Source organism: Gordonia amicalis (genome assembly GCF_022059885.1).
Taxonomy (GTDB): Bacteria; Actinomycetota; Actinomycetes; order Mycobacteriales; family Mycobacteriaceae; genus Gordonia; species Gordonia amicalis.
Genome location: NZ_CP091855.1, coordinates 2326606 through 2351530 on the forward strand (window position 1 = coordinate 2326606; position 24925 = coordinate 2351530).

A 24925-nucleotide genomic window follows, 5' to 3' on the forward strand; every position below is an offset into this window, starting at 1 on the left:
CTAACGGCTGCGAGCGAAGTCGGGTCACCGCCCTGGCGTGGTGGTCGTGGTCGTCGAGGGGACAGACCCGTCCGACCGGGCCGGTCCCGTCGGCGCGAGCTGCGGGATCGTGGGCTTCGTCGTGCTTGCCGCGGCCGATTCCTCTGGGGCCGATTCCTCTGCGGGCGCGGCAGATTCGGCCGCTGCCGACTCGGGTGCTGCGGGCACCGACGCCGACACGTCACCGGTCGACGGGGCAGCCGATCCCGAGGCCTCGGACGAGGCCGCTGATTCGGACGCCGCCGGGGTCCCCGAGGATGCGCTGGACGCGTCCGTCGACTGCAGCGCGGCCAGGACCGAGGCGTCGAGTGCGGGGGAGGCCGTGGCGGCATTCTTCGCCGCCATGGTGACCTTCGCGGGGCCCTCGGGGTCGGGGCTGCCCGACGCCGAGACGACCGTCGTCTTCTCCGTGACCGGCGGATTGTTGCGCAGTGCCTCGAGTACGTGCCCCTTGCCGTCGCCGAGGGCGCGGCCCCAGTTCTCCCAGGTGTGACCGCCGTAGTTGGGCAGCGAGATCACCGATGCACCGGACTGCTTGGCCTGCAGCTGCATCAGGACGGTTGACACCGCGGACAGGATCTCGAGTGCGATCGCCGAGATCTGATCCTGGGGCGCGAGCTTCGCCATCTCGGACGGGGTGAGGAACCCGTTGCCCGACGAGATGATCAGGACCTGGCCGTTCTCGGCGAGCTTGCCGACGTTCTTCGACGGGTCGTTGTCGGTCCAGCGGTCTCCGCCCGGCGCGCCCCACATGTTGACCACGCCCCTGACGTAGTTCGACACCAGGCTCTGCGTCGCGAAGACGCCGAGGGCGCCGATCGGATTGTCGGTCTGGTAGTAACCCGACATCGCCTGGACCACCTTGAACTGCTCCGGGTGCCGTTCGGCGAGCGTGACCGCGGGACCGCCCGACATCGAGAGACCGACGATCGCGTTGTTGTTGCGCGCCACCCCGAACTCCTTCTCGAGGTACGCAGGCAGTTCGGACGTCAGGAAGGTCTCCTGCTTGATGACGGTGTTGTTGTCGCCCGCACCGCCGTCCCAGTCGGTGTAGAACGACGACGCCCCGCCCACCGGCATGACCAGCGTGGTGTCGGCCTTGGCGTCGTAGACGCGGGCCGCCTGGACGTCGGTGGTCCAGGCAGAGCGAGTCTCGCTGGCCCGCATGCCGTCGAGCAGGTAGACGCCGCTGTCGCTGCCGCTCGACGCGCGGATCTGCACGATCACGTCGCGCTGCTGGGATTCCGACCAGACCTTGCAGTTCTGCACGAAGTATCCGGACTGGTCCCAGGTGCAGCCCGGGCGCAACACCTCCGGATGGCCGCGCAGGGCGCTGGCCGTGTTCGACGAGTTGAGCAACGTGCTCGCCCCGAACAGGCCGAGGGTGAGGATCGCGACGACCGAGATGCCGGTCAGGATGCGTTGCCGAGACGAGAGACGACGGATCTTGGATGAATGCGACATAGAACTCCTGACGTACGCGGCCACCCGAAGATCGCGGTCGGTGCCGATGTCAAGAATGTCGTTCGACGACCCGACGGGCGTTACGCGCGCGCCGACTTCGCGGTGCGGATCGTGATCTCGGCGGTCTGCTCCGGACGTTCCCACCAGAACATGTGCCCGACGCCGGGCCAGCGTTCCAGCGTGGCGCCGGGGATCCCGGCGGCGAGCCGTTCGCCCTCGGCGACCCCGATGACCTCGTCGACGTCACCGTGGATGACGGTGGTCGGCACGCTGATGGTGGCCAACCGGTCGCGGGTGTCGTGGCCGCCACAGGCCGCGGCCTGATAGGCGACCACCGCCGATGGCACCTTGCGTAGCGTCGAGGACCGGGTGAAGCGATCGAATGCGCCGTCACCGGAGCAGAATTCCGGGGAGAGGTTGACCTCGAAGGCGGTTCGGGCGACCCGCGCGGCATCCCGGGAAGCGATGGCCTCGACGAGACGCAGGGCACCGGACGTGCCGATGGCCCCCGGTCCGCCCGCCGTGGTGCAGCCGAGGACGAGGCTGCGCACACGATCGGGATGGGCGAGGACGAGCTCCTGGGCGACCATGCCGCCCATCGAGGTGCCCAGGACGTGCGCGGTGTCCCAGCCGAGTCCGTCGAGCACGCCAGACGCGTCGCCGGCGAGATCGGCGATGGTGAACGCGCCCTCGGCCCGACTGCTCCCGCCGATGCCGCGGTGATCGTAGACCGCGACCTCGAAGTGCCGGGTGAGTGCGCCGAGGAGTTCATCGGTCCACATCTCCCGATGCGCTGACATTCCCGCGATGAGCAGGAGCGGTTCGCCGGACCCGGTCACCTCGACATCGAGGACGGTCGTGGAGTCGGGATGGGTGGGGATCAGCATGAATGTGGATCGTACCCACGCGCCGGCCCTCACAGGGACGGCTCGATCGCCTTCCACATACGGGGCAGCTCTTTCGCCCAGTAGTACCAGTGGTGAGTTCCGACGGTCTGCATCGCATCGGTGAAGGGCAACCCAGCAGCCCGCAGCTGTCCCGCGAATCGTTGCGAGCAGTCGCTGGTGGCGATCTCGAAGGCCGACGACGCGGCGAGGACCACCTGGTACAGGCCCTCTTCGGGCGACACGTTGCGTTTGATGTCGGCGGGTCCGAGTCGGCCCGCACCCGAGTAGAGGTACAACGCCTTGCCGCGGAGACGGTCGAGGTGGCGGGCGGGATCGTGATCCCGCCATCCGCGCGAGCCGGTCTGACCCCACATGTTGTCCGCGTTCGCGCCGCCGCGGGCGAGAGTTGCGCGCACATACGATTCGCCGTGGGCGGTGGAGACCGGCGGACAGCCGCTGATCGAGGCGACGGCACGGTAGAGGGCCGGGGCGCGGATCGCCAGGGTGAACGCCGCCTGGCCACCCATCGAGACCCCGGCGATTCCTCGGGACCCGGTCGTGTCGAACCGCGCGTCGATGAGCGGCGGCAACTCCTTTGTCAGGAACGTCTCCCACATCGGTTTACCGACCGTGGGATCGCGTCGCTCCCAATCCGCGTAGAAGGTCCCATAGGCTCCGGTCGGGAGCACGACGTTGACGTCCTTGTCGGCGAAGAACTCCTCGACCCCGCCGGCTTCCCGCCAACCGCTGTTGTGCCCGCGGGCGCCGGCCCCGTCGAGCAGGTACAGCGTCGGCCGCGGACCGGTCCTGGTACGCGGCGTGAGAACGAACACCTTGATGTTCTTGTTCATCGCCGCCGAGTGCACCCAGACTGCCGCGCGCGTGTCGGACTCCTGTACGACCGAGACGATGCGTGCCTGCTGGGGCGACGCGTGAGCAGGCCCGGACACGACCAGGCACAACGACATCAGACACGCGACGACCCCCGCCGCGTGAACGGCATTTCGGAACACTTCCACCCCTGTACGCGCGGTGCGCGATTCTTTCCCCCGACCACTGTTGATGGGTGACGCTTGTCATCGACGCCCACCAGAGTTGTCCGGGCCATAGTACGGGCCGGGCTCCGACGGGGAACCGGACGAACACAGCGGCGGGCGCATCCGCAATGGGAGGCGCCCGCCGGTGCGGTGAGAGAGAGTGGCCGAGGCCAGAGGCGTCAGGCGCCGTAACCGAGCAGCGACTTGACCTCGAGGAACTCGTCGAAGGCGTAGTCGCCCCATTCGCGACCGTTGCCGCTCTTCTTGTAACCACCGAACGGCGCGACCGGGTCGACGGTGGCACCGTTGAGTCCGATCGAACCCGCGCGGATGCGCGAACCGATGCGGCGGACCTCGTCGAGGTCCTTGCCGGACACATAACCGGCGAGGCCGTACTCGGTGTCGTTGCCGATCTTGATCGCCTCGTCGATCGAGTCGTAGCCGATGACGACGAGCACCGGACCGAACACCTCGGTGCGGGCGATCTCCATGTCATTGGTGACGTTGGTGAACACCGTCGGCTTGACGTAGTAGCCGGTCTCGAGACCTTCCGGACGACCCGCACCACCGATGACCGGGGTGGCGCCGTCGGCGATCGCGCGTTCGATGAGGCCCTGGATCTTCTCGAACTGCGCCTCGGAGACCACCGGGCCGAGCTGGACCTCGGTCGTCGGATCGCCGACGGTGATGTTCGGCTCGACCGACTTCGCGATCTCGGCGACCTCGTCGAGACGCGAGGACGGCACGAGCATGCGGCTGGGCGCGTTGCACGACTGGCCGGAGTTCATCATCATCGCCGCGATGCCGCCTGCGACGTTCTTCGCGAAGTCCTCGTCGTCGAGGATGATGTTCGGGCTCTTGCCGCCGAGTTCCTGGGCGACGCGCTTGACCGACGGCGCGGCGGTCTTGGCGACCTCGATGCCGGCGCGGGTGGAGCCGGTGAACGAGATCATGTCGATGTCGGGGTGGGCGGCCAATGCCGCGCCGACGCCGGGTCCGTCACCGTTGACGAGGTTGAACACGCCGGCGGGAACGCCTGCGGCGTCGAAGATCTCGGCCACGATGGCGGCGCTGAACGGTGCCACCTCGGAGGGCTTGAGAACCATGGTGCAGCCGGTGGCCAGAGCCGGGGCGACCTTGCACATGACCTGGTTGAGCGGCCAGTTCCACGGCGTGATGAAGCCGCAGACGCCGATCGGCTCCTTGACGATGCGGTGCCCGCCGCGGTCCTCGCTGAACGAGAAACCGGGCAGCTGCGCGGCGGCGGTCATCAGGTGGCCGAGGCCGATCGGCACCTGGGCGGCGTTGGTGAGGCCGACCGGCGAACCCATCTCCTCGGTGACCGCGGCAGCCAGATCGCCCATGCGGTTCTGGTATTCGGCGATGATCCGGTTGATGACCTCGAGGCGCTCCTCGACGGTGGTCTGGCCCCAGGTCTCGAAGGCGCGGCGCGCGGCGTCCACCGCGGCGTCGACGTCGGCGGCAGTCCCGATGGCCACCTGACCCGCCGCCTTCTCGGTGGCCGGGTTGATCACGTCGATGAGGTTGAGTTCGACGGGGTCCACCCACTGGCCGTCGATGTAGAACTTGGTGATGTCCGGCATGTCGCCTCCGTTGCAGCAAAGATGTGAAGACATTTGTTGTGGTTTCACACTCTATGCCCTGACGCGGTCGAGGTCTCGTGAATCTCACCAGCCGCAAGCGGTCACTCGCCGAGACATTTTGGGACAGTGGTCCCAGTCGCATTTTGCGACGCTCGTGCCGCCGCCGGGGGACTAGGGTCGAGGCATGATCCTCATCGTCGTGAAATGGCCGATCAAGCCCGAGTACGCGGACGAATGGCCCGAGCTGTCACGTGAGTTCACCGAGGCGACCCGTGCCGAACCGGGCAACAAATGGTTCGACTGGTCGCGTTCGCTCGACGACCCGAACACCTACGTGCTGGTCGAGGCATTCGACGACGACGCGGCCGAGGCGCACGTGACCTCTCCGCATTTCAAGCAGGCCCAGCAGGAGCTGCCCAAGTACCTGCAGCGGACCCCGGACATCATCAACACCACCGTCGGCGGCGACGAGTGGTCGAAACTGGGCGAGTTCGAGGTCGACTGAACGAGACCGTCGCGGTCACCGGCCGGCGCGGACCTCGGCCTCGGGGGAGGTGCGGGTCGCGGGGCCGGAGTCGTCGAGCCTGAGGTTCTCGCCCTCGATGTCGACGTTGGGCAAGATGCGGTCGAGCCAGCGCGGCAGCCACCACGCCTTGTCGCCGAGCACCGTCAGCACCGCAGGCATCAGCGTCATGCGGACGACGAAGGCGTCGAAGAAGACGGCCGCGGCCAGCGCGAAGCCCATCACCTTGATGAAGGCCATGTCCTGCAACATGAACGCCGCGAACACCGAGATCATGATCGCCGCAGCCGCCGCCACGACACGTGCGGAGTGCCGGTAGCCCTCGACGACGGCGGTCGTGGCGTCGGCGCCGTGCACGTAGGCCTCCCGCATTCGCGTCACGAGGAACACCTGGTAGTCCATGGCGAGACCGAAAACGATGCCCACCAACATGATCGGCAGGAACGACACCACCGGTTGCGGATTGCCGACGATCCCCAGGGCGCCGTCGGTGAACAGTGCGACGGTGACACCGAAGGTCGCCGCGACACTGAGCAGGAAGCCCAGCGCGGCGGTGAGCGGCACCAGGATCGACCGGAACACGATGATCAGCAGGATGAACGCCAGCCCGACCACCACCAGCAGGTAGGGGATCAGCGAGTCGGACAACCGCTCGGAGATGTCGAGTTCGATCGCGGTCTGTCCGGTCACCCCATAGGAGATGCCGGTGGTCGCGGCGACCCGCGGTTCCATGTCCCGCAGCGTCTGGACCAGTTTCGGGGTGGCCTCGTCGGACGGAGCGGTCGACGGAATGATGGTGATCTTCGCGGTGTCGCGGGCCTCGTTGAGCCCGCCCGCGCCGATCTGCGCGATTGCCACACCCTCGATCTGGGCGAAGTCGTCGACGAGGGTGTCGAAGGTGCGGAGGCGATCTCCGGTGTCCTCGATACCGCGCCCGTCGGCGACGACGACGAGCGGCCCGTTGAATCCCGGACCGTAGCCTTCGGCGACCATGTCGTACGCCTGCCGCTGCGTCGTCGACGGCTCGGACGTCCCGTCGTTGGGCAGTGCCAGCTTGAGACCTGTCATCGGGACCGCGAGTACGACGAGGACGCCGACGATCACGGCGGTGACGGCACGCGGATGGGCGACGATCCGCTGGACCCAGCGCTGACCGTTGTGCACGCGTTCGGTCTCGTGCGGTTCCACGTCGGGTGCGTTGAGCCGGGGGAGGCGCCCACCGAAGGTCCTGCCGCCGAACAGGCCGAGAATGGCCGGTAGCAAGGTCAGGGCGACCAGAACCGCGACGATCACCGTGGCCGCGGCTGCGACACCCATCGCGGTGAGGAACGGGATGTTGACGATCCCCAGCGCCGCCAATGCGATCACGACAGTGCTGCCCGCGAACACGACCGCCGATCCGGCGGTGCCGACAGCCCGGCCGGCCGCATCGGCGCGGTTCGCCGACCGATGGATCTCGTGCCGGTATCGGGACACGATGAACAGCGCGTAGTCGATACCGACGGCCAGCCCGATCATCGTCGCGAGGATCGGGGTCTCCTTGCTGAGGTCGAAGAAATGGGTGCCCAGCTGGATGCCGAGCATGCCGATCGCGACGCCGACGATCGCGGTGATGATCGGCATACCCCAGGCGACCAGGGAGGCGAACGTGAGGATCAGGATCAGCGCGCCGAAGCCGATGCCGATCAGCTCCGAGGTGATGCCGAGCTCGAACTGCTGGGTGGCCGTGCCCTTCATCTCGACGGTCAGTCCCGCGGCTCGTCCGTCCTCGGCGACGGCGTCCATCTGCGCGCGGGTCGTCTCGGTGATGTCCGACGACGCCTCCACGGCGAAGGACGTACCGAATTGCGCGACGGTGGACGAGGAGTTGATGGGCGAGGTCGCCTGCGCATCGGCCGCCGCGTCGGCGGCACTCTTGCCGAAGGTCCGCTCCTGGAAGGTCTGGGACAGTTCTCTGAGTCGGCCCGGGGACTGTTCGGTGCCGTACGAGACGAACGGATTGACGATCGAGTCGGGGCTCTCGACCGCCTCGACCTTCTTGAGGTCGACGACCATGTCGTCGATGGCCCGCTGGTACCGCGGTTCGGTCAGCGTCGAACCCTGGGGCGCCCGAACCACGTAGGTGACGCTGACGTCGGTGCCGAAAGACGGCTCGCCGGGGAAGCGCTCGACCATGAGGTCCTGCGCCTTCTCCGAGGGGATGCCCGGGATGGAGAACGATTCCGACGCGGGTTTGGCCAGCAGCGATGCGCCGACACCGAGTCCGATGAGGACGAGAACCCAGATCGCGATCGTCTTGAGACGGTTCTCGTACGTCCAGCGTCCGAGTCGGTACATATGTGTTGCCACGTCAGGGCTCCTTGTGGGATGCGTCGGCCAGGTCGTTCAGAAGCGGGACGGGACGCCCCAGACCGGCCGACATCTGGTCGAAGGCGGACTCGAGCACGGTGGACAGGACGGGTGGCATGGATCCGCCGGACGCATGTGCGGCGCGCTCGCTGCGTGCCACGAAGTACTCGAGGGCCACCCGCGCGGTGGTGATCGCCGTGTGGACGACCAGGTGTGGGTACATCGCGTCGGCCCGCTGGCCGCGGCGATCGTAGAGCTGGGCAAGTCGGGCCTCGAACGTCTGATCGAGGTCGATGTCGCGCGTTCGGGCGGTGAGTGCCGGGTCAGTGTCGAGAAGTCGCAGCAGCGCGACGATCTCGGCCGGCTCGCCGACGTCGAGTGAGGTGGCGGTCTCGATGAGCGCGGTCCGGACCGAACACCAGAAGCTCTCGCCGGCCGGTCGGGCCTCGATCCGTTCGATGACCGAATCCAGCAGGGAGTCGACGAAGTGGAGAAGCGCGTCTTCTTTGCCGCCGAAGTAGTTGTGGAAGGTGCGGACCGAGACGTTCGCCTCGGCGGCCACCGCGTCGATGGTCACGTGTTCGATGCCGTCGCGGATCGACAGGCGGAGCACGGCGCGCGCGAGCGCCTTGCGCGTGGCGGCCTTCTTGGCCTCGCGGAGTCCGGAGGGGTGCACTCCTCTACGGTAGTTGCAAGAACCTGCAAACTTGCAGGCGGGTGCATAATGCAAGAGTTGTCTCAGTGGTGGGTCCGGAGTGGCGGGGCTCACACGGCGCGCTAACCTCCGTGCACGCTGCTGAGGATCGCCACGATCACGCTGGCGACCGTCAGTACGCCGACCACCCACCCCATGGTGATCGCCAGGCGTCGGCGCCCGAAACGGGCCGCGTTGATCGCGATGCCGAGGCACACCAGGATCGCGATCGAATACAGCGAGATGCCGAGGGTGAGGAGCGCGACAGAGGAATCGGCGGCCAGGACCTGGGTGGACATGCCACGAGTACATCACCACGGTGCCGACACGAACCAATTCGGCCGAAGAGTCCCGAACGGGGCGGGCCGACCTAGCGCTTGCTAGGGTGCCCGCAGCGGTTCGGTCGAGGAGGGTGCGTGGACGTCGGCGGCAAGATCTTCGTGGTGACAGGCGCGGGCAACGGTATCGGGCGTTGTGTCGCACTCGATCTCGTCTCTCGAGGTGCGACGGTGGTCGGCGCGGACATCAACGAGGTCGGTCTCGCTGAGACCGGGCGGCTCGCGGTGGACTTGTCCCGCTTCCGTTCCCATGTGCTCGATATCGGCGATCGCGAAGCGGTGCAACGGTTTCCGGGGATCGTGCGCGCCGAAGTCGGTCAGGTCGACGGGTTGTTCAACATCGCGGGGATCGCTCAGGACACACAGCCGATCGCGGAAGTCGGCGACGACCGCGTCGATCTGCTCATGCGCGTCAACTACTTCGGCACCGTGTGGCTCACCCGGGCCTTCCTGCCCGACCTCGAACAGCGCCCCGAAGGTGGACTGATCCTCATCACGTCGAGTCTGTCCGGGCTCGCGCCGTTCCCGGGCGCCGCGTTCTACGGGGCCAGCAAGGCCGCGGTCGCGCTCTTCGCGTACGGCCTCGCGCAGGATCTTCGGGGGAAGAAGTCGAAGGTCACCGTGACCACTGTCATCCCGGGCACCATCTGGACCGATCTCGTGCGCAAGACCTCTCAGGCCCTCGGCACCCCCGAGGCCGTCGCGAAGGGTTTCGCGATGGCTCCGGAGAAGGCCGCGCGTCGGATCATCGACGCGGCGCTCGACGGTCGGGTCCGCGCGGTGGTCGGGAAGGATGCGCATGTGTTCAACGGTGCGCGCAGGCTGAGTTCGCGGTTGAGCGAGCGGATGGCGTATGCGCAAGTGGGTCGATTCGTGTATCGGTCGTCGAGTCGTCGGAACGGATGACATCGAGCCGGGAGCGGGACCTCCTGGTTGAATGCGGTCCATGCGATCCTCTCGCGGGCCGTCCTCCGCACGCACCTTCGTGACCCGTGTCGTGACTGCTGTGATTGCCGTGTCCGTCGTCGTGGGGCTCGGTGCCGCTCCGGCGCTTGCCGCGCCGCCGAACGCGGCGCGCAAGACACTCACCTACATCGCCCTGGGTGATTCGCGAGCGGCCAGCCCGACCACGCTCACCCAGGTCCAGGGGTGCTCGCGTTCGGAGACTGCCTACCCGAACCTGCTCGCGAAGACCATCGGTGCGACGTCATTTCGCACAGTTGCCTGTGCGGGCGCAAAAGGGGAGAACATCACCTCGGTGCCGCAGCTGCGCTTGGATGGAGTCCATCCGCCGCAGATCCAGGCGGTGCGTCCCGACGCGGACCTGATCACGATCTCGATCGGTGCCAATGATGCCGACTGGGGCAACCTCTCGCGCTGGTGCATCGCGCCGATCGAGGGTATGGACTCGCGCTGCCGCACCAATCCCTTCTATGTGAACGGGGTCAACCACGGGCTGCGGGCGCTCGAGGCCGCGATCAACTCGTCGCTCGAGGCTGTCCGTGGGCGGGCACCCGACGCTGCCATCGCAGTGGTCGGTCAGGGTGGGTACTTCGGCGACCGCGGGTGCTATCCGGCCAACCCGGCGAGCGACGCCGACATATCGTTCATCCGGAACAGTTTCATCGGCAGGTACAACACGATCCTGGAGAAGGTGTCCGAGCGTCACGGCGCCATCTTCGTCGACATCCAGAACCAGGTCGTGGGACATGATGCGTGCTCGCGTGACAAGTGGTTCGAGGGCTTCGTGCCGACCAGTGTCTACCTCGGATTTCACCAGAACCTCAAAGGAAATCAGGCCATGGCCCGCCTGATCGCCAGGGCGCTGCCGGAGAACCTGCGCACCTCACGCTGAGTCCGCCGAATCGTCGTCGACGCCTGTGAAACGAGTGCCCCCAGTCGGACTCGAACCGACACTGTGCCGATTTTAAGTCGGCTGCCTCTGCCAATTGGGCTATGGGGGCTTCCCGGTGAGCATAGTCAGGTTCCTTGACCTGCCTCTTCCTTGACCCGCCCACCGCAGCGGGTGATCATCGGAGACATGGACGCGACAGCGGTGACCGGCGCTCGGAACTGGGAGGCCTGTCCGGACGCGGCATCCCGAACTCGTCGAACGGCTGGAAGTCGGCCTCTCCCAGGGTGACCCGCTCGCCGACGCGGTGGTCGTCGAGGCCCGCGAACGCGGGATGTCGTTCTCGACATTGGTCGATCTCCTGGAGTCCCACGCGGATCCGGCCGCGCCTGATGATCCCGACCGGATCGAGATGCCGGCGTCGATGCGCCGACTGCTCAGGGCGACGAGCACCCCGCCCACGTGGTTCGACGCGGCAATCGCGGCGTCGGGGGCGCGTGCGTGGTGGCGATTCGGCACCCTGCAATCGTCGACGCTCTATCAGTCGCTGATCTACGGGTACAAGGCGCAGGGTTTCGTGCGGCCCTTGGTCGCCACGGGCCGCCCGGGGCTGGGGACGCGCGATCGGGTGCAGTCCACGGCGCGCTGGGTCGCGGAGGCCACCACGCCCGGAGCGATGTTGCCGGGAAATCCCGGTTGGGTTGCGACACTGCGCATTCGGCTCCTCCACGCGTACATCCGGGACACCCTTCGCCACCCCCATCGCGTCGACGGGGAGGACGCCGCGGGCTGGGATGAAGATGCGTGGGGAGTGCCGATCAACCAGACCTACTCGATGATGACGATCTCGTGCGGGTTCCTGGCTCTGCCGCTGGTGGTCGCGCGTGACTTCGGCATCCACTACAGCAGCGCCGAACGCGAGGCGATCACACCTGTGGCGGTGGATCGGCTGGGTCGTCGGCGTCGACGACGACCTGCTCCCGGTCAGTCACGCCGAGGCGGCCGATCTGTTCCGGGTTGCCGCCGAGTTCGAACTCGAACCGGACGATTCGTCGAAGGTGCTCATCAAGGCGTTGCTCCACGAGGGCTATGACCTCCCCGGCGTCGTGCAGGGCGCGGCGCCGATCCCGGTGCCCGCGGTGCTGGTGTCCGCGCTCGACGTGGTCACGGGTCCCATTCTCCGGTCGTCTTTCTCCGCGATTTCCACCCGGTGGGTGGAGCGTCCGGTGGCCCGCCGCATGGGTTTGCGACGTTCACCGCTTCACCATCTGGTGGACGTCGCGCGTCCGGCGATCCGGTTGCGGGAGATCATCCGTGCCACGGGACTGCTCGGTTCGGAATCGGTGGTCATCGAACGGGAGCTCCGAACGGTGCGTCGTGGAGTCGGTATGAATCGTGCGGCTGCTCACGACCCGCACTCGGTGATCCACGCAGGTTGATCCATTGACCCGGTAAGTTACTGCTGATAACTTAACGCCGTAAAGTCGACCGAGGCGAGGGGGCGCACGGTGGTTCGATTGACACGGCTGATCATCTCGATGCCGAAGAGGGTGCTGCTCGGCGCCTTCATCCTCATCGTGGTGTGTGGTGCGTACGGCGCGACCGCCGCCGAGCATCTGCTGGCCGGCGGTTACAGCGATCCGAACGCGGGCTCCGCAAAGGCCGACAAGGTACTCGACGAGACGTTCAATCGCGGGGGCATCCAGGTCGTCCTCAAGCTCGACGGTCCGGCCGGTGTCGACATCTCGCGTGATCCGACCGCGAAAAGCGTGGCGGACAACGTCATCCGTGAACTCGACGCGAACGAGAACGTGCAGGACCAGATCCTGTCCGTCTGGGCCGACCCGGCGCTCGACTCGGCGCTGGTCAGCCGCGACCGGACGTCGGCGCTGATCATCGTCTCGCTCGAGGGCGGCGAGGATCTGGCTCCCGCCCGGGCGGCGGAGATCGAGGAGGCGTTCACCGGCGAGCGCGACGGGATCTCGATCCGCGTCGGCGGCCAGGCGCTCGTGTACTCCCAGGTCAACGAACAGACCGCGTCGGACCTGTTGATGGCCGAGGCGATCGCCATTCCCATCACCTTCATCGTGCTGATCTTCGTCTTCGGTGGGCTCATCGCCGCGGCGATTCCCGTCGGCATCGGCATCGTCTCGATCATCTTGACCTTCGCGCTGCTGCGGGTGATCGGTTCGATCACCGACGTCTCGGTGTTCGCGCTGAACCTCACCACCGCAATGGGTCTGGCGCTCGCGATCGATTACACGTTGCTGCTGCTCACGCGCTACCGCGAGGAGGTCGAGCGGGGACGCGACCGCCCCGACGCGATCGTCCGGACCCTGGCCACCGCGGGCCGCATCGTGGCGTTCTCGGCGGTGACGGTTGCGCTCTCCCTGAGTGCGTTGGTGCTGTTCCCGCAATACTTCCTGCGCTCGTTCGCCTTCGCCGGGCTGGGCGTCGTGGCCGTCGCGGCCCTCTCCGCGCTCATCGTGACCCCGGCCGTGCTGATGCTCCTCGGCGACCGGATCGATGCGCTCGACGCCCGCAAACCCGCGCGCCGTCTGCTGCGTCTGCAGCCGTCGCAGCCTCGCGAACCGGAGGACACCTGGTGGTACCGCCTCGTCCAGTGGGTCCTACGCCATGCGCTCCCCGTCGCAGCCGTCGTCACCATCTTCCTGTTGGTCCTCGGCGCACCGTTCCTGTCACTCAAGATGGGCTTCCCCGACGACCGCGTGCTGCCGGAGTCCGCGAGTTCGCACGCCATCCAGCAGGAGATCCGCGACGACTACGAGGTCGACCTCTCCTCGGCGGTCACCATCGTCGTACAGGGGCCGGTGGGGCAGCAGTCACTCGCCGCGTACACATCGGCGCTGTCGCAGGTCGACGACGTCAATTCGGCGGGCTCGTCGGCCGGGACCTTCGTCGAGGGTCAGGCGGTCGCGCCCGGCAGTCCCGACGACAGTCGCGGCGACGTCCACATCCTCAACGTGTCGACCGACCGGGACCCGACCAGCGATGCCGGCATCGGGCAACTCGACGACCTGCGCGCGGTCCCCGCGCCGAACGGTACCGAGATCCTCGTCACCGGGCTTGCGGCGACCACCGATGACACTGTCGGCTCGATCTACGCCCACCTGCCCTGGGTGCTCGCGCTCATCGCGATCGCCACGTTCGTCCTGCTGTTCCTCTTCACCGGCAGCGTGGTCCTCCCGCTGAAGGCGCTGGTCCTGAACATCCTGTCGCTGTCGGCGACCTTCGGCGCGATGGTGTGGTTCTTCCAGGAGGGGCACCTCGGCGGCCTCGGCACCACGGCCACCGGGACGCTGAACGCGACCATGCCGGTGCTGCTGTTCTGTGTGGCGTTCGGTCTCTCGATGGATTACGAGGTCTTCCTGCTCGGACGCGTGCGCGAGGAATGGCTGAAGTCCGATCGCACCCGCGCGGCCAGCGATCATGCCGTGGCACTGGGCCTTGCGCGCACCGGTCGGGTGATCACCGCGGCGGCCCTGCTGATGAGCATCGTGTTCGCCGCGATCGCGGCCTCGGAAGTGTCATTCATGCGTATGTTTGGGGTGGGGCTGGCCCTGGCGGTGCTGATGGACGCGACCCTGGTCAGGATGTTCCTGGTGCCCGCGTTCATGCGCCTCGCCGGACGCGCCAACTGGTGGGCGCCGGCACCGCTGAGGAAGCTCCACGACCGCTTCGGTCTGTCCGAGGAAGTGTCCGAGGACGACCCGCCACAACCACACCGGATACAGGAGAAGAACCGAGCGCAGGAGAACAGTGACGACACGCAGACGGGCGAGATCACCTCGCGGAGCAGGTGAGATCCTCGCCGAGGAGATCATCGAGGCCGCGGGCGAGCTGCTGGTCGAGCACGGTGACGACACGGGCATGTCTATCCGGGGGGTCGCCACTCGCGTCGGCGTCACGCCACCGTCGATCTACCTGCACTTCGCCGACAAAGACGCCCTTCTCGACGCCGTGTGCGCCCGCTACTTCGAGCGCCTCGACGATCAGTTGGCCTCCGCGACCGAAGGCATAGACGATCCGCTGGAGCGGGCGCTGCAGCTCGGCCTCGCCTACGTCCGGTTCGCCGTCGCGACCCCGGTGCTCTATCGCGTGGCCTTCGGGAAACCAGCCGACGCCGCGCATCCGTCCAAGGTCGACCAGGTGCTGGCCGCCAGCGCCTACACCCGGTTCGTGGACACGGTTACCGAACTCGCCGACGAGGGGTTGTTCGGCCGCGACGACGTGAACGACGTGGTCCTCGAACTGTGGGCCGCCGCGCACGGCATCGCATCGCTGATGCTGTCCAAACCCGGACTGGGCTGGGGGGACGATTTCCAGCGCGCCGAGTCCATGCTCAAGGCAGTGTGCCTCGGACGTGCGGTGATGTCCGCTCACACCGACTGCGGGGACCCCGAGACCGCGCGGACATGGCTGGCGACCCTGCGGCCTCGGCAGCACGAGAGACAGTGATGAACGACAAGATGGTCAAGGGCCGGTAAAGTCGGATTCGACACGGTCACTCTTGTCGTCCCGTCAGGGAACTCACAGGAATGGCTCGACGTTGAGACGGTATAGATCCGTACCGATTAAGGAGCGCTTCGTGCGAGAGAGCAGCAATCCGGTGATGCGCGGCGTGGTCCGCGACAATCAATCCGGATACGCGGGGTTCGGGGCCGGCACGGCCGGCACCGGCGTCGCGATGAACAAATACGGTCAGGCAGCTGACCCTTACACCCAGGCGCCGCCCGCCACCCGGCAGCTCACCATCGACGACGTGGTCACCAAGACCGCGATCACTCTGGGCGTCCTGACCGTCGTCGCGGTCGCGACCTACTTCGGCATCAGCAGCCGGGCCACCGAGTCCGCTCAGGTCAGCCTCGCGCTGCCGCTGATGATGGTCGGTGCGATCGGCGGTCTCGTCCTCGTCCTGATCGCGAGCTTCGGCCGTAAGCAGGACAACCCGGCCATCGTGCTCGCCTACGCGGCATTCGAGGGACTGTTCGTCGGTTCGATCTCCTTCGCCTTCGCGAACCTGGTCGTCGGCGGCGACATCTCTGCCGGAGCCCTGATCGGACAGGCGGTTCTCGGTACGTTCGGCGTGTTCTTCGGCATGCTGTTCGTGTACAAGATCGGCGCCATCCGCGTCACGCCGCGCTTCACCCGCATGCTGTTCGCCGGCATGATCGGTGTGCTCGTGCTGATGGTCGGCAACCTGGTGATCGGCCTGTTCACCGGCGAGGCCGGTGTCCTGCGCGACGGCGGTCCGATCGCGATCATCTTTTCGCTGGTCTGCATCGCGTTGGCGGCGTTCAGCTTCCTGCTCGACTTCGACTCGGCGGACCGTCTCATCCGCGCCGGCGCGCCCGACCGCGCAGCATGGGGCGTCGCCCTCGGCCTGACCGTCACCCTGGTCTGGCTGTACGTCGAGATCCTGCGCCTGCTGAGCTACTTCAACTCGGACTAGTTCCGACGCGGCGGTCCCGCATCCGATTCACAACGAACCCCACACCCGCGCCGGTGTGGGGTTCGTTGTCGTCTGTGCGGAGGAAATAGATGTCAAGTGGGCATCCGCGGACAAGAGCTGTGCCGACCATCGGGGATGGTGTTTTTTCTGATTCAGCTCGCGTTGATGATCGTCGGCGCGATGGTGCACATCCTGGCGGACCGGTCGGCGCGTCGACGCACCATCGGCCGCAATGCAGAACTCGTGCTGCTGTGGATCCTCGTACCCGGCGGAGTGTTCGGCGTCTTCGCCGGCTTCGGGCACGTCGGACCGAATGCCCCGGAGATCGCCAAGGACATCGGACCGGACTTCATCCCGTCGATGTTCCAGTGGGAGCTCGGGTGGAACGACATCGCCGTGGGGTTGATCTGCCTGCTGACGTTCCGGATCCGCAACCGCGGCGGATGGCTCGACGCCGCGGTGTGGGCGCTGGCGATCAGCTACGGCGGCGACCTCGCCGGGCACATCTCGCAGTACTACATCCACGACAACACGGCGACGAACAACGTGTGGGCCATCCCCGCCGAGATCTACATCGTCGGCGGGACCGTGATCGCGTGGGCCGTCTATCGACGAACAACCCCTCGCAGCGTCGCGGTCCTGGGACCGAACGCGGCGAGGGGCGTCGAAGAGCGAGAGGAGACCTCGGTCAGTTGAGGCACTGCGCGCGGGTCAGCTGAGGCGCTCGAGAACCATGGCCATACCCTGACCGCCACCGACGCACATCGACTCGATGCCGAAGGTCTTGTCATGGGTGCGGAGGTTGTTGAGCAGGGTGGTCGTGATCCGTGCACCGGTCATACCGAACGGGTGGCCGAGAGCGATCGCGCCGCCCGAGACGTTCAGCTTGTCGTGGTCGATGCCGAGTTCGTTCGCCGAGCCGAGCACCTGGACGGCGAAGGCCTCGTTGATCTCCACGAGGTCGATGTCGGACAGCGACATCCCGGAGATCTTGAGCACCTTGCGGATCGCCTCGATCGGACCGAGGCCCATGATCTCGGGTGACAGGCCGGTGGCGGCGGTGGCGACGACGCGCGCCAGCGGCGTCAGGCCGAGTTCCTTCGCCTTGGTGTCGCTCATGATGACCAGCGCGGCGGCACCGTCGTTGAGCGGGCAGGCGTTGCCGGCGGTGATGGTGCCGTCGGGTCGGAAGACCGGCTTGAGCTGCGAGATCTTCTCGTACGTCGTACCCGCGCGCGGGCCGTCGTCGGTGGTGACCTGGGTGCCGTCGGCCAGGGTGACCGGTTCGATCTCGCGGGCGAAGAAGCCGGACTTGATGGCCGCTTCCGCGCGGTTCTGACTGAGGACGCCCCAGCGGTCCTGGTCCTCACGCGAGATGCCGGTGAAGCTCGCGACGTTCTCGGCGGTCTGGCCCATCGCGATGTAGACGTCGGGGATGAGTCCGTCCTGGCGGGGGTCGTGCCAGATCCCGGCGTCGCCGGCGGCGGCGAGTTCGGTGCGCGCCATCGCGTCGTCGAAGAGCGGGTTCTTGGAGTTCGGGGCACCGTCGGCACCGCCGGAGATCCCGAAGCTCGACACGCTCTCGACGCCGCCGGAGATGATGACGTCGGCCTCGCCGGCCTTGATGGCGTGCAGCGCCATACGTGTGGTCTGCAGCGACGACGAGCAGTAGCGGTTGACCGTGACGCCGGGGATGTGGTCGTAACCGAGTTCGACGGCGATCACGCGGGCGATGTTGTTGCCGCCCTGACCGCCCGGCTGGCCGATGCCCCAGTGGATGTCCTCGATGTCGGCCGGGTCGAGTTCGGGCACCTTCGCGAGGGCCGCCTCCACCATCTGGCGGGACAGGTCGTCGGGACGGACGTCTTTGAGGGATCCCTTGGCGGCGCGGCCGATCGGGGAGCGGGCGGTGGAAACGATCACTGCTTCAGCCATGCGCCCACGCTACCCCAACCAAGCAGATGCTTGGTTTGATGGGGTGGTAGATCACATCTGCCGCTCACACCTGCTTGAGCAGGCGTCGGAGCCCGGTGGCCACGCGCGACTCCTCCACCGCCGGGGATTCCTCGGGAGGTTCGGGTAACGGTGCCGAACCCCACTCGCCGATGGCGTCGAGGACCGGTGGCATCAGGATATCGGCGGCCAGCGCGTATCCCGCCGCCGAGGGGTGGTATTGATCCGGGGACAGCATGAAATCGAGCTGGGCCCGGAACTCCTTGGCCATCAGGTCGGCGAGCGGAACCGACCGCCCACCCGCGGCACGGACCGCCGCGCGTTGGGCTGCAGCCAAACGAAGGCCCCACTGCCGCAACACTGTTCGCAGCGGCTGCGGGATGGCGGTGATGACGCCGAAGTCGGGGCAGGTGCCGACGACGACCTTCGCGCCGCCGCCGACGAGCAGTCGCACGGCGTCGCCGAGTCGGCGGGCCGACGCGCGGATGCCGTTGCGGGACGTCACGTCGTTCGCGCCGATCAGGATGATCGCGACATCCGGCCGTTCGTGGGCGATGAACATCGCGTCGATCTGGGCGGCCAACCCCTTCGACGTCGCGCCGACGATGGCCTTGTTGGCGTAGCGGACGGTCTTGCCGGTCTCGGCCGCGACTCGTCGTGCGACCTGCACACCGGGCGTCTCGTCGGCCGTGTCGACACCGAGCCCGGCCGCGGTGGAATCGCCGAAGACGGTCAGGAACAGGTCGACCGCAGTGTCGCGGGTGTACCGCGTCACCCGGCCGTCCGGGTGATAGACGCCGTCGCCGTCGGGGGCGTTGTCGGTGCGGTGCGGGATCACGGTGCGGGCCGTCGCGGCCTGGCCGTTGAGGTAGTTCCAGACCGCCCATCCGGCACTTGCTCCGGCCGCAGTGGCTGCCGCCGTGGCGCCCACGTCGCGGCAGACCCGGCCCCAGGCCCAACTGTCGGCACCGACCTTGCGACTCCAACCGGACACGGCCGCCAGTCTAGAGGTCGACGGCCGGGTGTCGGTGGCCGAGTGTCGGGGACCACGACGGTTCTGGGACCATGGACTCATGCGCATCGCCAATCACGTTGTGGACCTGGTGGGCAACACCCCTCTGGTCAAGCTGAATTCCGTGACCTCGCCCGGATCCGGGCTGGTCGCGGCCAAGGTGGAGTACCTCAATCCCGGCGGGAGCAGCAAGGACCGCATCGCGGTCCGGATGATCGACGCCGCCGAGGCCTCCGGTGAACTCAAGCCCGGCGGCACCATCATCGAGCCGACGTCCGGCAACACCGGAGTCGGTCTCGCACTCGTCGCGCAGCAGCGCGGATACAAGTGCGTGTTCGTCTGCCCGGACAAGGTCGGCGAGGACAAGCGCAACGTGCTGCGTGCCTACGGTGCCGAGGTCGTCGTGTGCCCGACCGCCGTGCCGCCGGAGCACCCCGACAGCTACTACAGCGTGTCCGATCGTCTGGTTCGCGAGATCGAGGGCGGGTGGAAGCCCAACCAGTACGCCAACCCGGCCGGCCCGCAGAGTCACTACGAGACCACCGGCCCGGAGATCTGGGCCGACACTGACGGGAAGGTCACGCACTTCGTGGCGGGCGTCGGCACCGGCGGCACCATCACCGGCACCGGGCGCTACCTCAAGGAGGTCTCCAACGGTGCGGTGAAGGTCATCGGCGTCGACCCCGAGGGGTCGGTGTACTCCGGCGGCACCGGACGCCCGTACCTCGTCGAAGGCGTCGGTGAGGACTTCTGGCCGGCCGCCTACGACCCGGAGATCCCCGACGAGATCATCGCGGTCTCCGACGCGGACTCCTTCGACATGACCCGCCGCCTCGCCCGCGAGGAAGGGCTCCTCGTCGGCGGTTCCTGCGGTATGGCCGTCGTCGCGGCCCTCCAGGTCGCCGAGCGCGAGGGGCCCGACGCCCTCGTCGTCGTACTCCTGCCGGACGGCGGACGCGGCTACATGGCCAAGATCTTCAACGACGAGTGGATGAGCAGCTACGGCTTCCTCCGCACCCCGCTGGACGCCAACGCCAAGGAGTCGCTGGTCGGCGACGTGCTGCGCGGCAAGACCGGTGCTCTGCCCGACCTCGTCCACACCCACCCGCAGGAGACGTTGCGCGACGCCATCGAGATCCTCCGCGAGTACGGGGTGTCCCAGATGCCCGTCGTCGGCGCCGAACCGCCGGTCATGGCCGGCGAGGTCGCGGGTGCGGTCACCGAGCGAGACCTGCTCAGCGCCGTCTTCGAGGGACGCGCCAGCCTGGCCGACCCGGTCTCGGCGCACATGGGAGATCCGTTCCCGCTCATCGGTTCCGGTGAGCCGATCAGCGCCGCCACCAAGGCACTCGGCGACAGCGATGCGCTGATGGTCGTCGAGGACGGCAAGCCCATCGGCGTCATCACACGCCACGACCTGCTCGCGTTCGTCTCGAGCCACCCGATCGTCGGATAGGAGCACACCACTGTGAGTGAACGACGCAGCGCCGCGGATTCGGTTCGCTGGCAAGGTTTCTCGACCCGCGCCATTCACGCCGGATACGATCCGGATCCCCAGACCGGCGCGGTGAACGTGCCGATCTACGCCAGCTCGACCTTCGCCCAGGACGGCGTCGGTGGACTGCGCGACGGATTCGAGTACGCCCGCACCGGCAACCCGACGCGACGAGCGCTGGAAGCCAATCTCGCCGCACTCGAACACGGAACCTACGGTCGCGCTTTCGCGTCCGGTATGGCCGCCACCGACTGCCTGCTGCGTTCGACGCTGCGTCCCGGTGACCACCTGGTGATCCCGAACGACGCCTACGGCGGAACCTTCCGACTCATCGACAAGGTGTTCACCCAGTGGGGCATCACCTATTCGGTGGCACCGGTGTCCGACGTCGCCGCGGTGCGCGACGCGATCCGTCCCGAGACCAAGCTCGTCTGGACCGAGACACCCACCAACCCGCTGCTCAACGTCGGCGACATCGAAACCCTCGCCGCCATCGCGCACGAGGCCGGCGTGAAGCTCGTGGTGGACAACACCTTCGCCTCCCCGTACCTGCAGCAGCCGCTGACCCTCGGCGCCGATGTCGTCCTGCACTCGACCACCAAGTACCTCGGTGGTCATTCCGATGTCGTCGGTGGTGCGCTGGTCACCGACAGCGAAGAGCTCGACGAGGCGTTCGCCTTCCTGCAGAACGGCGCCGGTGCGGTTCCCGGACCGTTCGACGGCTACCTCACGATGCGCGGCACCAAGACGCTCGCCGTCCGCATGGATCGCCACTGTGACAACGCCGAGAAGGTCGTCGAGTTCCTGAGCTCGCACGACAAGATCGACGCCGTCCTGTACCCGGGACTCGAGAACCACCCGGGCCATGCGGTCGCCGCCAAGCAGATGAAGCGCTGCGGCGGCATGGTGTCGGTGCTGGTCAAGGGCGGCATCGAAGAGGCCAAGCAGTTGTGCGCCCGCACCGAGGTCTTCACCCTCGCCGAGTCGCTGGGCGGCATCGAGTCCCTGATCGAACACCCCGGCGCGATGACCCATGCGTCGACCGCCGGCTCGTTGCTGGAGGTTCCCGACAACCTGGTTCGTCTGTCGGTGGGCATCGAGGACATCGACGACATCCTGGGCGACCTGGAGAACGCGCTGCGCTGACAGCCTGCGGTTGATACTGGCCCAATGCTGCTCACATCTGCAGACATCGAGAAGGCGACCGCCGAGCTGTCCGGCGTGATCCGGCGGACGCCGGTGATCGCGTCCCGCGTGCTGTCCGAGCGAAGCGGGGCAGACGTCTGGCTGAAGTGCGAGAACCTGCAGCGAACAGGCTCGTTCAAGCCGCGGGGTGCCTATCTGCGGATCTCCCGGTTGTCCGCCGACGAGCGGGCACGCGGCGTCGTCGCAGCGAGTGCGGGCAACCACGCGCAAGGGGTCGCCTGGTCGGGGACCGAGCTGGGGATCAACGCACGGGTGTACATGCCGACCGGCGCGTCCTTGCCGAAGATCGCGGCGACGAAAGCCTATGGCGCCGAAGTGATTCTGGCCGGTGAGACGGTGGATGAGGCGCTGGTCGAGGCTCAGCGGTTCGCGGATCAGACCGGTGCGGTGCTGATCCATCCGTTCGATCACCTCGACATCGTTGCCGGTCAGGCGACGGTCGGGACGGAGATCCTCGGGCAGATGCCCGATGTCACGACCATCGTCGTCCCCCTCGGTGGCGGCGGTCTGCTCGCCGGAGTCGCGGCCGCGGTACGGGCGTCGAGGCCGGACGTCCGAGTCATCGGCGTTCAGGCGGCCCAGGCCGCGGCATGGCCGACGTCGCTCGCGGCGACGCGTCCGGTGCCCGCGGCGTCGATGAACACCATGGCCGACGGCATCGCCGTGGCCCGGCCGGGCGACGTCCCGTTCGAGCACGTCACCGAATACGTCGACGAGGTCGTGACCGTCAGCGAGGAAGAACTCAGCACGGCGCTCCTGCTGATGCTCGAACGGGCGAAGATGGTCGTCGAACCGGCGGGCGCGGCAGGTGTGGCCGCCGCGGTGGGCGGCACGCTCGACCTGTCGGGACAAGTGTGTGTCGTGTTGTCCGGCGGCAACATCGACCCGTTGCTGCTGCGCCACGTGACCACTCACGGTCTCACCGCGGCCGGTCGATTCCTCACCTTCACCGCCACCGTCTCCGACCGCCCGGGCGGACTTCTCGCGCTGCTCGAACTGCTCCGCGACCAGGGTGCGAGCGTTATCGACATCGTGCATTCACGCGTCGCCGACGATCTGTACCTAGGCGAGGTGCAGGTGACGGTCAGTGTCGAGACGCGCGGACCCGACCATCAGCGCGTCGTGCGACGCGCACTGAGCGAGGCGGGGTTTCTGCGGGACTAGCTCGGCGAGGTTGTGGATGGGGCCGTTGCCTGTGCAGTCTTCTCGTCGTCGGGCTTCGGTGCGCACTTACCTTGCCGTGCATGGGAAGACGTTCACACTCATCCGAGTCGGCCTGGGGACCTGAGCACGCGGAGCGGATTCGGGAGGATCTGCACGAGAGCTGGCGGTGGTTGAAGCGTAGGTGCGCAGCACTTCTCGGAGAACTGGAGTCGCTCGATGGGCCGCTGTGTGGCGAGCACATCGCTCGCCGGTCTCGGCTCGCGAGGGCACGGTCCCGGCTCGACTTGACGTTGACGAACTCCGTACATGCCACGCTCACACTTCCCCAGAGAAATTGGGCGGATTCAACTGGTCGTCGCAACACCATGATCATGGAGGTGTTCGCGGTGGCTACGGCGGACTGGAGTTGGAAGACCAGCGATGTGGCGGTAGGTGTTCGTCGGCAGTGGCGTGCTGATCGTGCACTTCGGCCGGCGATGCGATCGCCGGGGCGGCCGGAGCCGTCGCGGCAGGTGCAACGTGAGTTTTGGCGGGTGGTCGCGACGGGGGTGAGCACGGCGCAGGCATCGATCGCTGTCGGTGTGTCGGTGCCGGTGGGTACACGCTGGTTCCGCCACGCTGGCGGCATGAGGCTCCTGAGTCTGGATGAGCCTTCGGGCCGCTATCTATCGTTCGCCGAACGGGAAGAGATCGCGCTGCTACGCGCCCAGGATCGTGGGGTGCGTGAGATCGCACGGCGGATCGGGCGCAGTCCGGCCACGATCTCGCGTGAGCTACGGCGCAACGCCGCAACCAGGAGCGGGAAGCTCGAGTATCGGGCGTTGGTGGCGCAGTGGAAAGCCCAGCAGGCCGCCAAGCGCCCAAAAACAGCGACGCTCGTGGCCCACGTCGAGTTGCGGGAGTACGTACAGCACCGCCTGGCCGGCGTTGTCCGCCGTCCCGATGGCACGATCGCTGCGGGCCCCACGCCACCACCGTGGAAGGGGCTTAACAAACCGCACCGTGCCGACCGGCGGTGGTCGCTGGCGTGGAGTCCAGAGCAGATCTCCCAGCGTTTGAAGGTCGACTTCCCCGATGATGAATCCATGCGTATCAGTCACGAGGCGATCTACCAGTCCCTGTTCATCGAGGGCCGCGGCGCGCTCAAACGTGAGCTGGTGGCGTGCCTGCGCACCGGACGTGCACTGAGGGAGCCGCGGGTCCGCTCGCGCAACAAGCCGCAGGGTCACGTCACCTCCGACGTCGTGTTCAGTCAGCGCCCTGCCGAGGCCGAGGACCGTGCCGTCCCCGGGCACTGGGAGGGTGATCTGATTATCGGAACTGGGAGATCGGCGATCGGCACTATCGTTGAATGTCGTAGTCGTGCAACACTTCTGGTGCATCTGCCACGCCAGAAGGGCGGGGGTGAGCAGCCGCCTGTGAAGAACGGGCCCGCACTCGGTGGCTACGGTGCCATCGCGATGAATGCAGGACTGACAGTCGTCGATGGCCGTGCTGCCGCAGCAGTTGCGCAAAACGTTGACGTGGGATCGCGGCAAGGAACTGTCTGCTCACGCCCAGTTCGCGATGGACACCGGAACGCAGGTGTTCTTCGCCGATCCGCACTCACCGTGGCAGCGACCGTCGAACGAGAACACCAATGGTGTTCTGCGTCAATATTTTCCTAAGGGAACTGATCTGTCGCGGTGGTCAGCTGAGGACCTCGAGGCTATCGCCTACACCCTCAACAGCCGTCCTAGAAAAGTCCTCAACTGGAAGACCCCCGCCGAAGTCTTTGGCGAACAACTACACTCGGTACAACAACCCGGTGTTGCATCGACCGATTGAACGCGCCT

19 protein-coding genes, 1 tRNA gene and 2 pseudogenes are annotated in these 24925 nt (G+C 67.2%); 12 read left to right on the forward strand and 10 right to left on the reverse strand.

The features are described from left to right. Nucleotides 1–24: 24 nt before the first annotated feature. The 4 genes from IHQ52_RS10765 to IHQ52_RS10780 form a co-directional block, all read right to left on the reverse strand. On the reverse strand, nt 25–1503 hold the full coding sequence (locus tag IHQ52_RS10765) for an alpha/beta hydrolase (protein ID WP_182156262.1): 1479 nt from the start codon (nt 1501–1503) through the stop codon (nt 25–27). Nucleotides 1504–1583: 80 nt separating this feature from the next. Further along, nucleotides 1584–2390 carry an alpha/beta fold hydrolase gene (locus IHQ52_RS10770; RefSeq protein ID WP_006434361.1) on the reverse strand — a complete coding sequence of 269 codons (807 nt, stop codon included), beginning with the start codon at nt 2388–2390 and terminating at the stop codon, nt 1584–1586. A gap of 29 nt (nt 2391–2419) precedes the next feature. Continuing rightward, the gene (locus IHQ52_RS10775; protein ID WP_081598166.1) at nt 2420–3358 is read right to left on the reverse strand and encodes an alpha/beta hydrolase; all 939 of its coding nucleotides are present in this window, start codon (nt 3356–3358) and stop codon (nt 2420–2422) included. A gap of 248 nt (nt 3359–3606) precedes the next feature. Further along, a complete protein-coding gene (locus IHQ52_RS10780; RefSeq protein ID WP_006434363.1) occupies nt 3607–5031 on the reverse strand; it encodes an aldehyde dehydrogenase family protein in 1425 nt (474 codons plus the stop codon). Nucleotides 5032–5215: 184 nt separating this feature from the next. Between IHQ52_RS10780 and IHQ52_RS10785 the strand changes: the two genes are divergently transcribed. Continuing rightward, complete coding sequence (locus IHQ52_RS10785; RefSeq protein ID WP_006434364.1) at nt 5216–5536, forward strand: putative quinol monooxygenase; 321 nt, start codon at nt 5216–5218, stop codon at nt 5534–5536. Between the two features lie 15 nt (nt 5537–5551). On the opposite strand, the gene IHQ52_RS10790 is transcribed toward IHQ52_RS10785, so the two are convergent. The 3 genes from IHQ52_RS10790 to IHQ52_RS10800 form a co-directional block, all read right to left on the reverse strand. Continuing rightward, entirely contained in the window at nt 5552–7903 is a 2352-nt protein-coding gene (locus tag IHQ52_RS10790; RefSeq protein ID WP_006434365.1) for an MMPL family transporter, read from the reverse strand. A gap of 1 nt (nt 7904) precedes the next feature. After that, complete coding sequence (locus IHQ52_RS10795; RefSeq protein ID WP_024497786.1) at nt 7905–8579, reverse strand: TetR/AcrR family transcriptional regulator; 675 nt, start codon at nt 8577–8579, stop codon at nt 7905–7907. A gap of 101 nt (nt 8580–8680) precedes the next feature. Then, complete coding sequence (locus IHQ52_RS10800) at nt 8681–8896, reverse strand: hypothetical protein (protein ID WP_182156260.1); 216 nt, start codon at nt 8894–8896, stop codon at nt 8681–8683. 117 nt (nt 8897–9013) lie between these two features. Between IHQ52_RS10800 and IHQ52_RS10805 the strand changes: the two genes are divergently transcribed. Together IHQ52_RS10805 and IHQ52_RS10810 are read left to right on the forward strand one after the other, a co-directional pair. Continuing rightward, a complete protein-coding gene (locus IHQ52_RS10805; RefSeq protein WP_006434368.1) occupies nt 9014–9841 on the forward strand; it encodes an SDR family NAD(P)-dependent oxidoreductase in 828 nt (275 codons plus the stop codon). Nucleotides 9842–9932: 91 nt separating this feature from the next. Further along, the gene (locus IHQ52_RS10810; protein WP_238064245.1) at nt 9933–10790 is read left to right on the forward strand and encodes an SGNH/GDSL hydrolase family protein; all 858 of its coding nucleotides are present in this window, start codon (nt 9933–9935) and stop codon (nt 10788–10790) included. A 35-nt stretch (nt 10791–10825) separates the two neighbouring features. Here the strand turns inward: IHQ52_RS10810 and IHQ52_RS10815 are convergent. Further along, a tRNA-Leu gene (locus IHQ52_RS10815) sits at nt 10826–10899 on the reverse strand. Nucleotides 10900–10976: 77 nt separating this feature from the next. Here IHQ52_RS10815 and IHQ52_RS10820 point away from each other — a divergent pair. The 5 genes and pseudogenes from IHQ52_RS10820 to IHQ52_RS10840 all read left to right on the forward strand — a co-directional run bounded on the left by IHQ52_RS10820 (nt 10977) and on the right by IHQ52_RS10840 (nt 16956). Next, nucleotides 10977–12226: pseudogene (locus IHQ52_RS10820) on the forward strand (oxygenase MpaB family protein). A gap of 99 nt (nt 12227–12325) precedes the next feature. Then, nucleotides 12326–14611 carry an MMPL family transporter gene (locus tag IHQ52_RS10825; RefSeq protein ID WP_220455797.1) on the forward strand — a complete coding sequence of 762 codons (2286 nt, stop codon included), beginning with the start codon at nt 12326–12328 and terminating at the stop codon, nt 14609–14611. After that, nucleotides 14568–15266, forward strand: a complete 699-nt coding sequence (locus IHQ52_RS10830) for a TetR/AcrR family transcriptional regulator (RefSeq protein ID WP_182156258.1) — start codon at nt 14568–14570, stop codon at nt 15264–15266. Before IHQ52_RS10825 ends, IHQ52_RS10830 begins: the two co-directional genes overlap by 44 nt. A gap of 130 nt (nt 15267–15396) precedes the next feature. Continuing rightward, entirely contained in the window at nt 15397–16260 is an 864-nt protein-coding gene (locus tag IHQ52_RS10835; RefSeq protein WP_006434374.1) for a Bax inhibitor-1/YccA family protein, read from the forward strand. A gap of 135 nt (nt 16261–16395) precedes the next feature. Beyond that, a complete protein-coding gene (locus tag IHQ52_RS10840; RefSeq protein WP_024497782.1) occupies nt 16396–16956 on the forward strand; it encodes a DUF6790 family protein in 561 nt (186 codons plus the stop codon). Between the two features lie 15 nt (nt 16957–16971). On the opposite strand, the gene IHQ52_RS10845 is transcribed toward IHQ52_RS10840, so the two are convergent. Together IHQ52_RS10845 and IHQ52_RS10850 are read right to left on the reverse strand one after the other, a co-directional pair. Continuing rightward, complete coding sequence (locus IHQ52_RS10845; protein ID WP_006434376.1) at nt 16972–18195, reverse strand: acetyl-CoA C-acetyltransferase; 1224 nt, start codon at nt 18193–18195, stop codon at nt 16972–16974. 64 nt (nt 18196–18259) lie between these two features. Next, on the reverse strand, nt 18260–19207 hold the full coding sequence (locus IHQ52_RS10850) for an SGNH/GDSL hydrolase family protein (protein ID WP_174324696.1): 948 nt from the start codon (nt 19205–19207) through the stop codon (nt 18260–18262). Nucleotides 19208–19286: 79 nt separating this feature from the next. On the opposite strand from IHQ52_RS10850, the gene IHQ52_RS10855 reads away from it, so the two are divergent. The 4 genes and pseudogenes from IHQ52_RS10855 to IHQ52_RS10870 all read left to right on the forward strand — a co-directional run bounded on the left by IHQ52_RS10855 (nt 19287) and on the right by IHQ52_RS10870 (nt 24917). Beyond that, a complete protein-coding gene (locus tag IHQ52_RS10855) occupies nt 19287–20681 on the forward strand; it encodes a cystathionine beta-synthase (protein WP_006434378.1) in 1395 nt (464 codons plus the stop codon). Nucleotides 20682–20693: 12 nt separating this feature from the next. Continuing rightward, nucleotides 20694–21866 carry a cystathionine gamma-synthase gene (locus IHQ52_RS10860; RefSeq protein ID WP_006434379.1) on the forward strand — a complete coding sequence of 391 codons (1173 nt, stop codon included), beginning with the start codon at nt 20694–20696 and terminating at the stop codon, nt 21864–21866. 24 nt (nt 21867–21890) lie between these two features. Next, nucleotides 21891–23090: a threonine ammonia-lyase gene (ilvA, locus tag IHQ52_RS10865; protein WP_006434380.1), complete on the forward strand. Its 1200-nt coding sequence runs from the start codon at nt 21891–21893 to the stop codon at nt 23088–23090. A 371-nt stretch (nt 23091–23461) separates the two neighbouring features. Continuing rightward, nucleotides 23462–24917 (forward strand): annotated as a pseudogene (locus IHQ52_RS10870) (IS30 family transposase). Nucleotides 24918–24925: the final 8 nt, after the last annotated feature.

What these genes read in the sequence shown, in the direction of transcription:
- IHQ52_RS10765 (WP_182156262.1), bottom strand. Translation starts at nt 1,503, where the DNA reads ATGTCGCATTCATCCAAGATCCGTCGTCTCTCGTCTCGGCAACGCATC.
- IHQ52_RS10770 (WP_006434361.1), bottom strand. Translation starts at nt 2,390, where the DNA reads ATGCTGATCCCCACCCATCCCGACTCCACGACCGTCCTCGATGTCGAG.
- IHQ52_RS10775 (WP_081598166.1), bottom strand. Translation starts at nt 3,358, where the DNA reads ATGTCGTTGTGCCTGGTCGTGTCCGGGCCTGCTCACGCGTCGCCCCAG.
- IHQ52_RS10780 (WP_006434363.1), bottom strand. Translation starts at nt 5,031, where the DNA reads ATGCCGGACATCACCAAGTTCTACATCGACGGCCAGTGGGTGGACCCC.
- IHQ52_RS10785 (WP_006434364.1), top strand. Translation starts at nt 5,216, where the DNA reads ATGATCCTCATCGTCGTGAAATGGCCGATCAAGCCCGAGTACGCGGAC.
- IHQ52_RS10800 (WP_182156260.1), bottom strand. Translation starts at nt 8,896, where the DNA reads ATGTCCACCCAGGTCCTGGCCGCCGATTCCTCTGTCGCGCTCCTCACC.
- IHQ52_RS10825 (WP_220455797.1), top strand. Translation starts at nt 12,326, where the DNA reads ATGCCGAAGAGGGTGCTGCTCGGCGCCTTCATCCTCATCGTGGTGTGT.
- IHQ52_RS10840 (WP_024497782.1), top strand. Translation starts at nt 16,396, where the DNA reads ATGGTGTTTTTTCTGATTCAGCTCGCGTTGATGATCGTCGGCGCGATG.
- IHQ52_RS10845 (WP_006434376.1), bottom strand. Translation starts at nt 18,195, where the DNA reads ATGGCTGAAGCAGTGATCGTTTCCACCGCCCGCTCCCCGATCGGCCGC.
- IHQ52_RS10855 (WP_006434378.1), top strand. Translation starts at nt 19,287, where the DNA reads ATGCGCATCGCCAATCACGTTGTGGACCTGGTGGGCAACACCCCTCTG.
- ilvA (WP_006434380.1), top strand. Translation starts at nt 21,891, where the DNA reads ATGCTGCTCACATCTGCAGACATCGAGAAGGCGACCGCCGAGCTGTCC.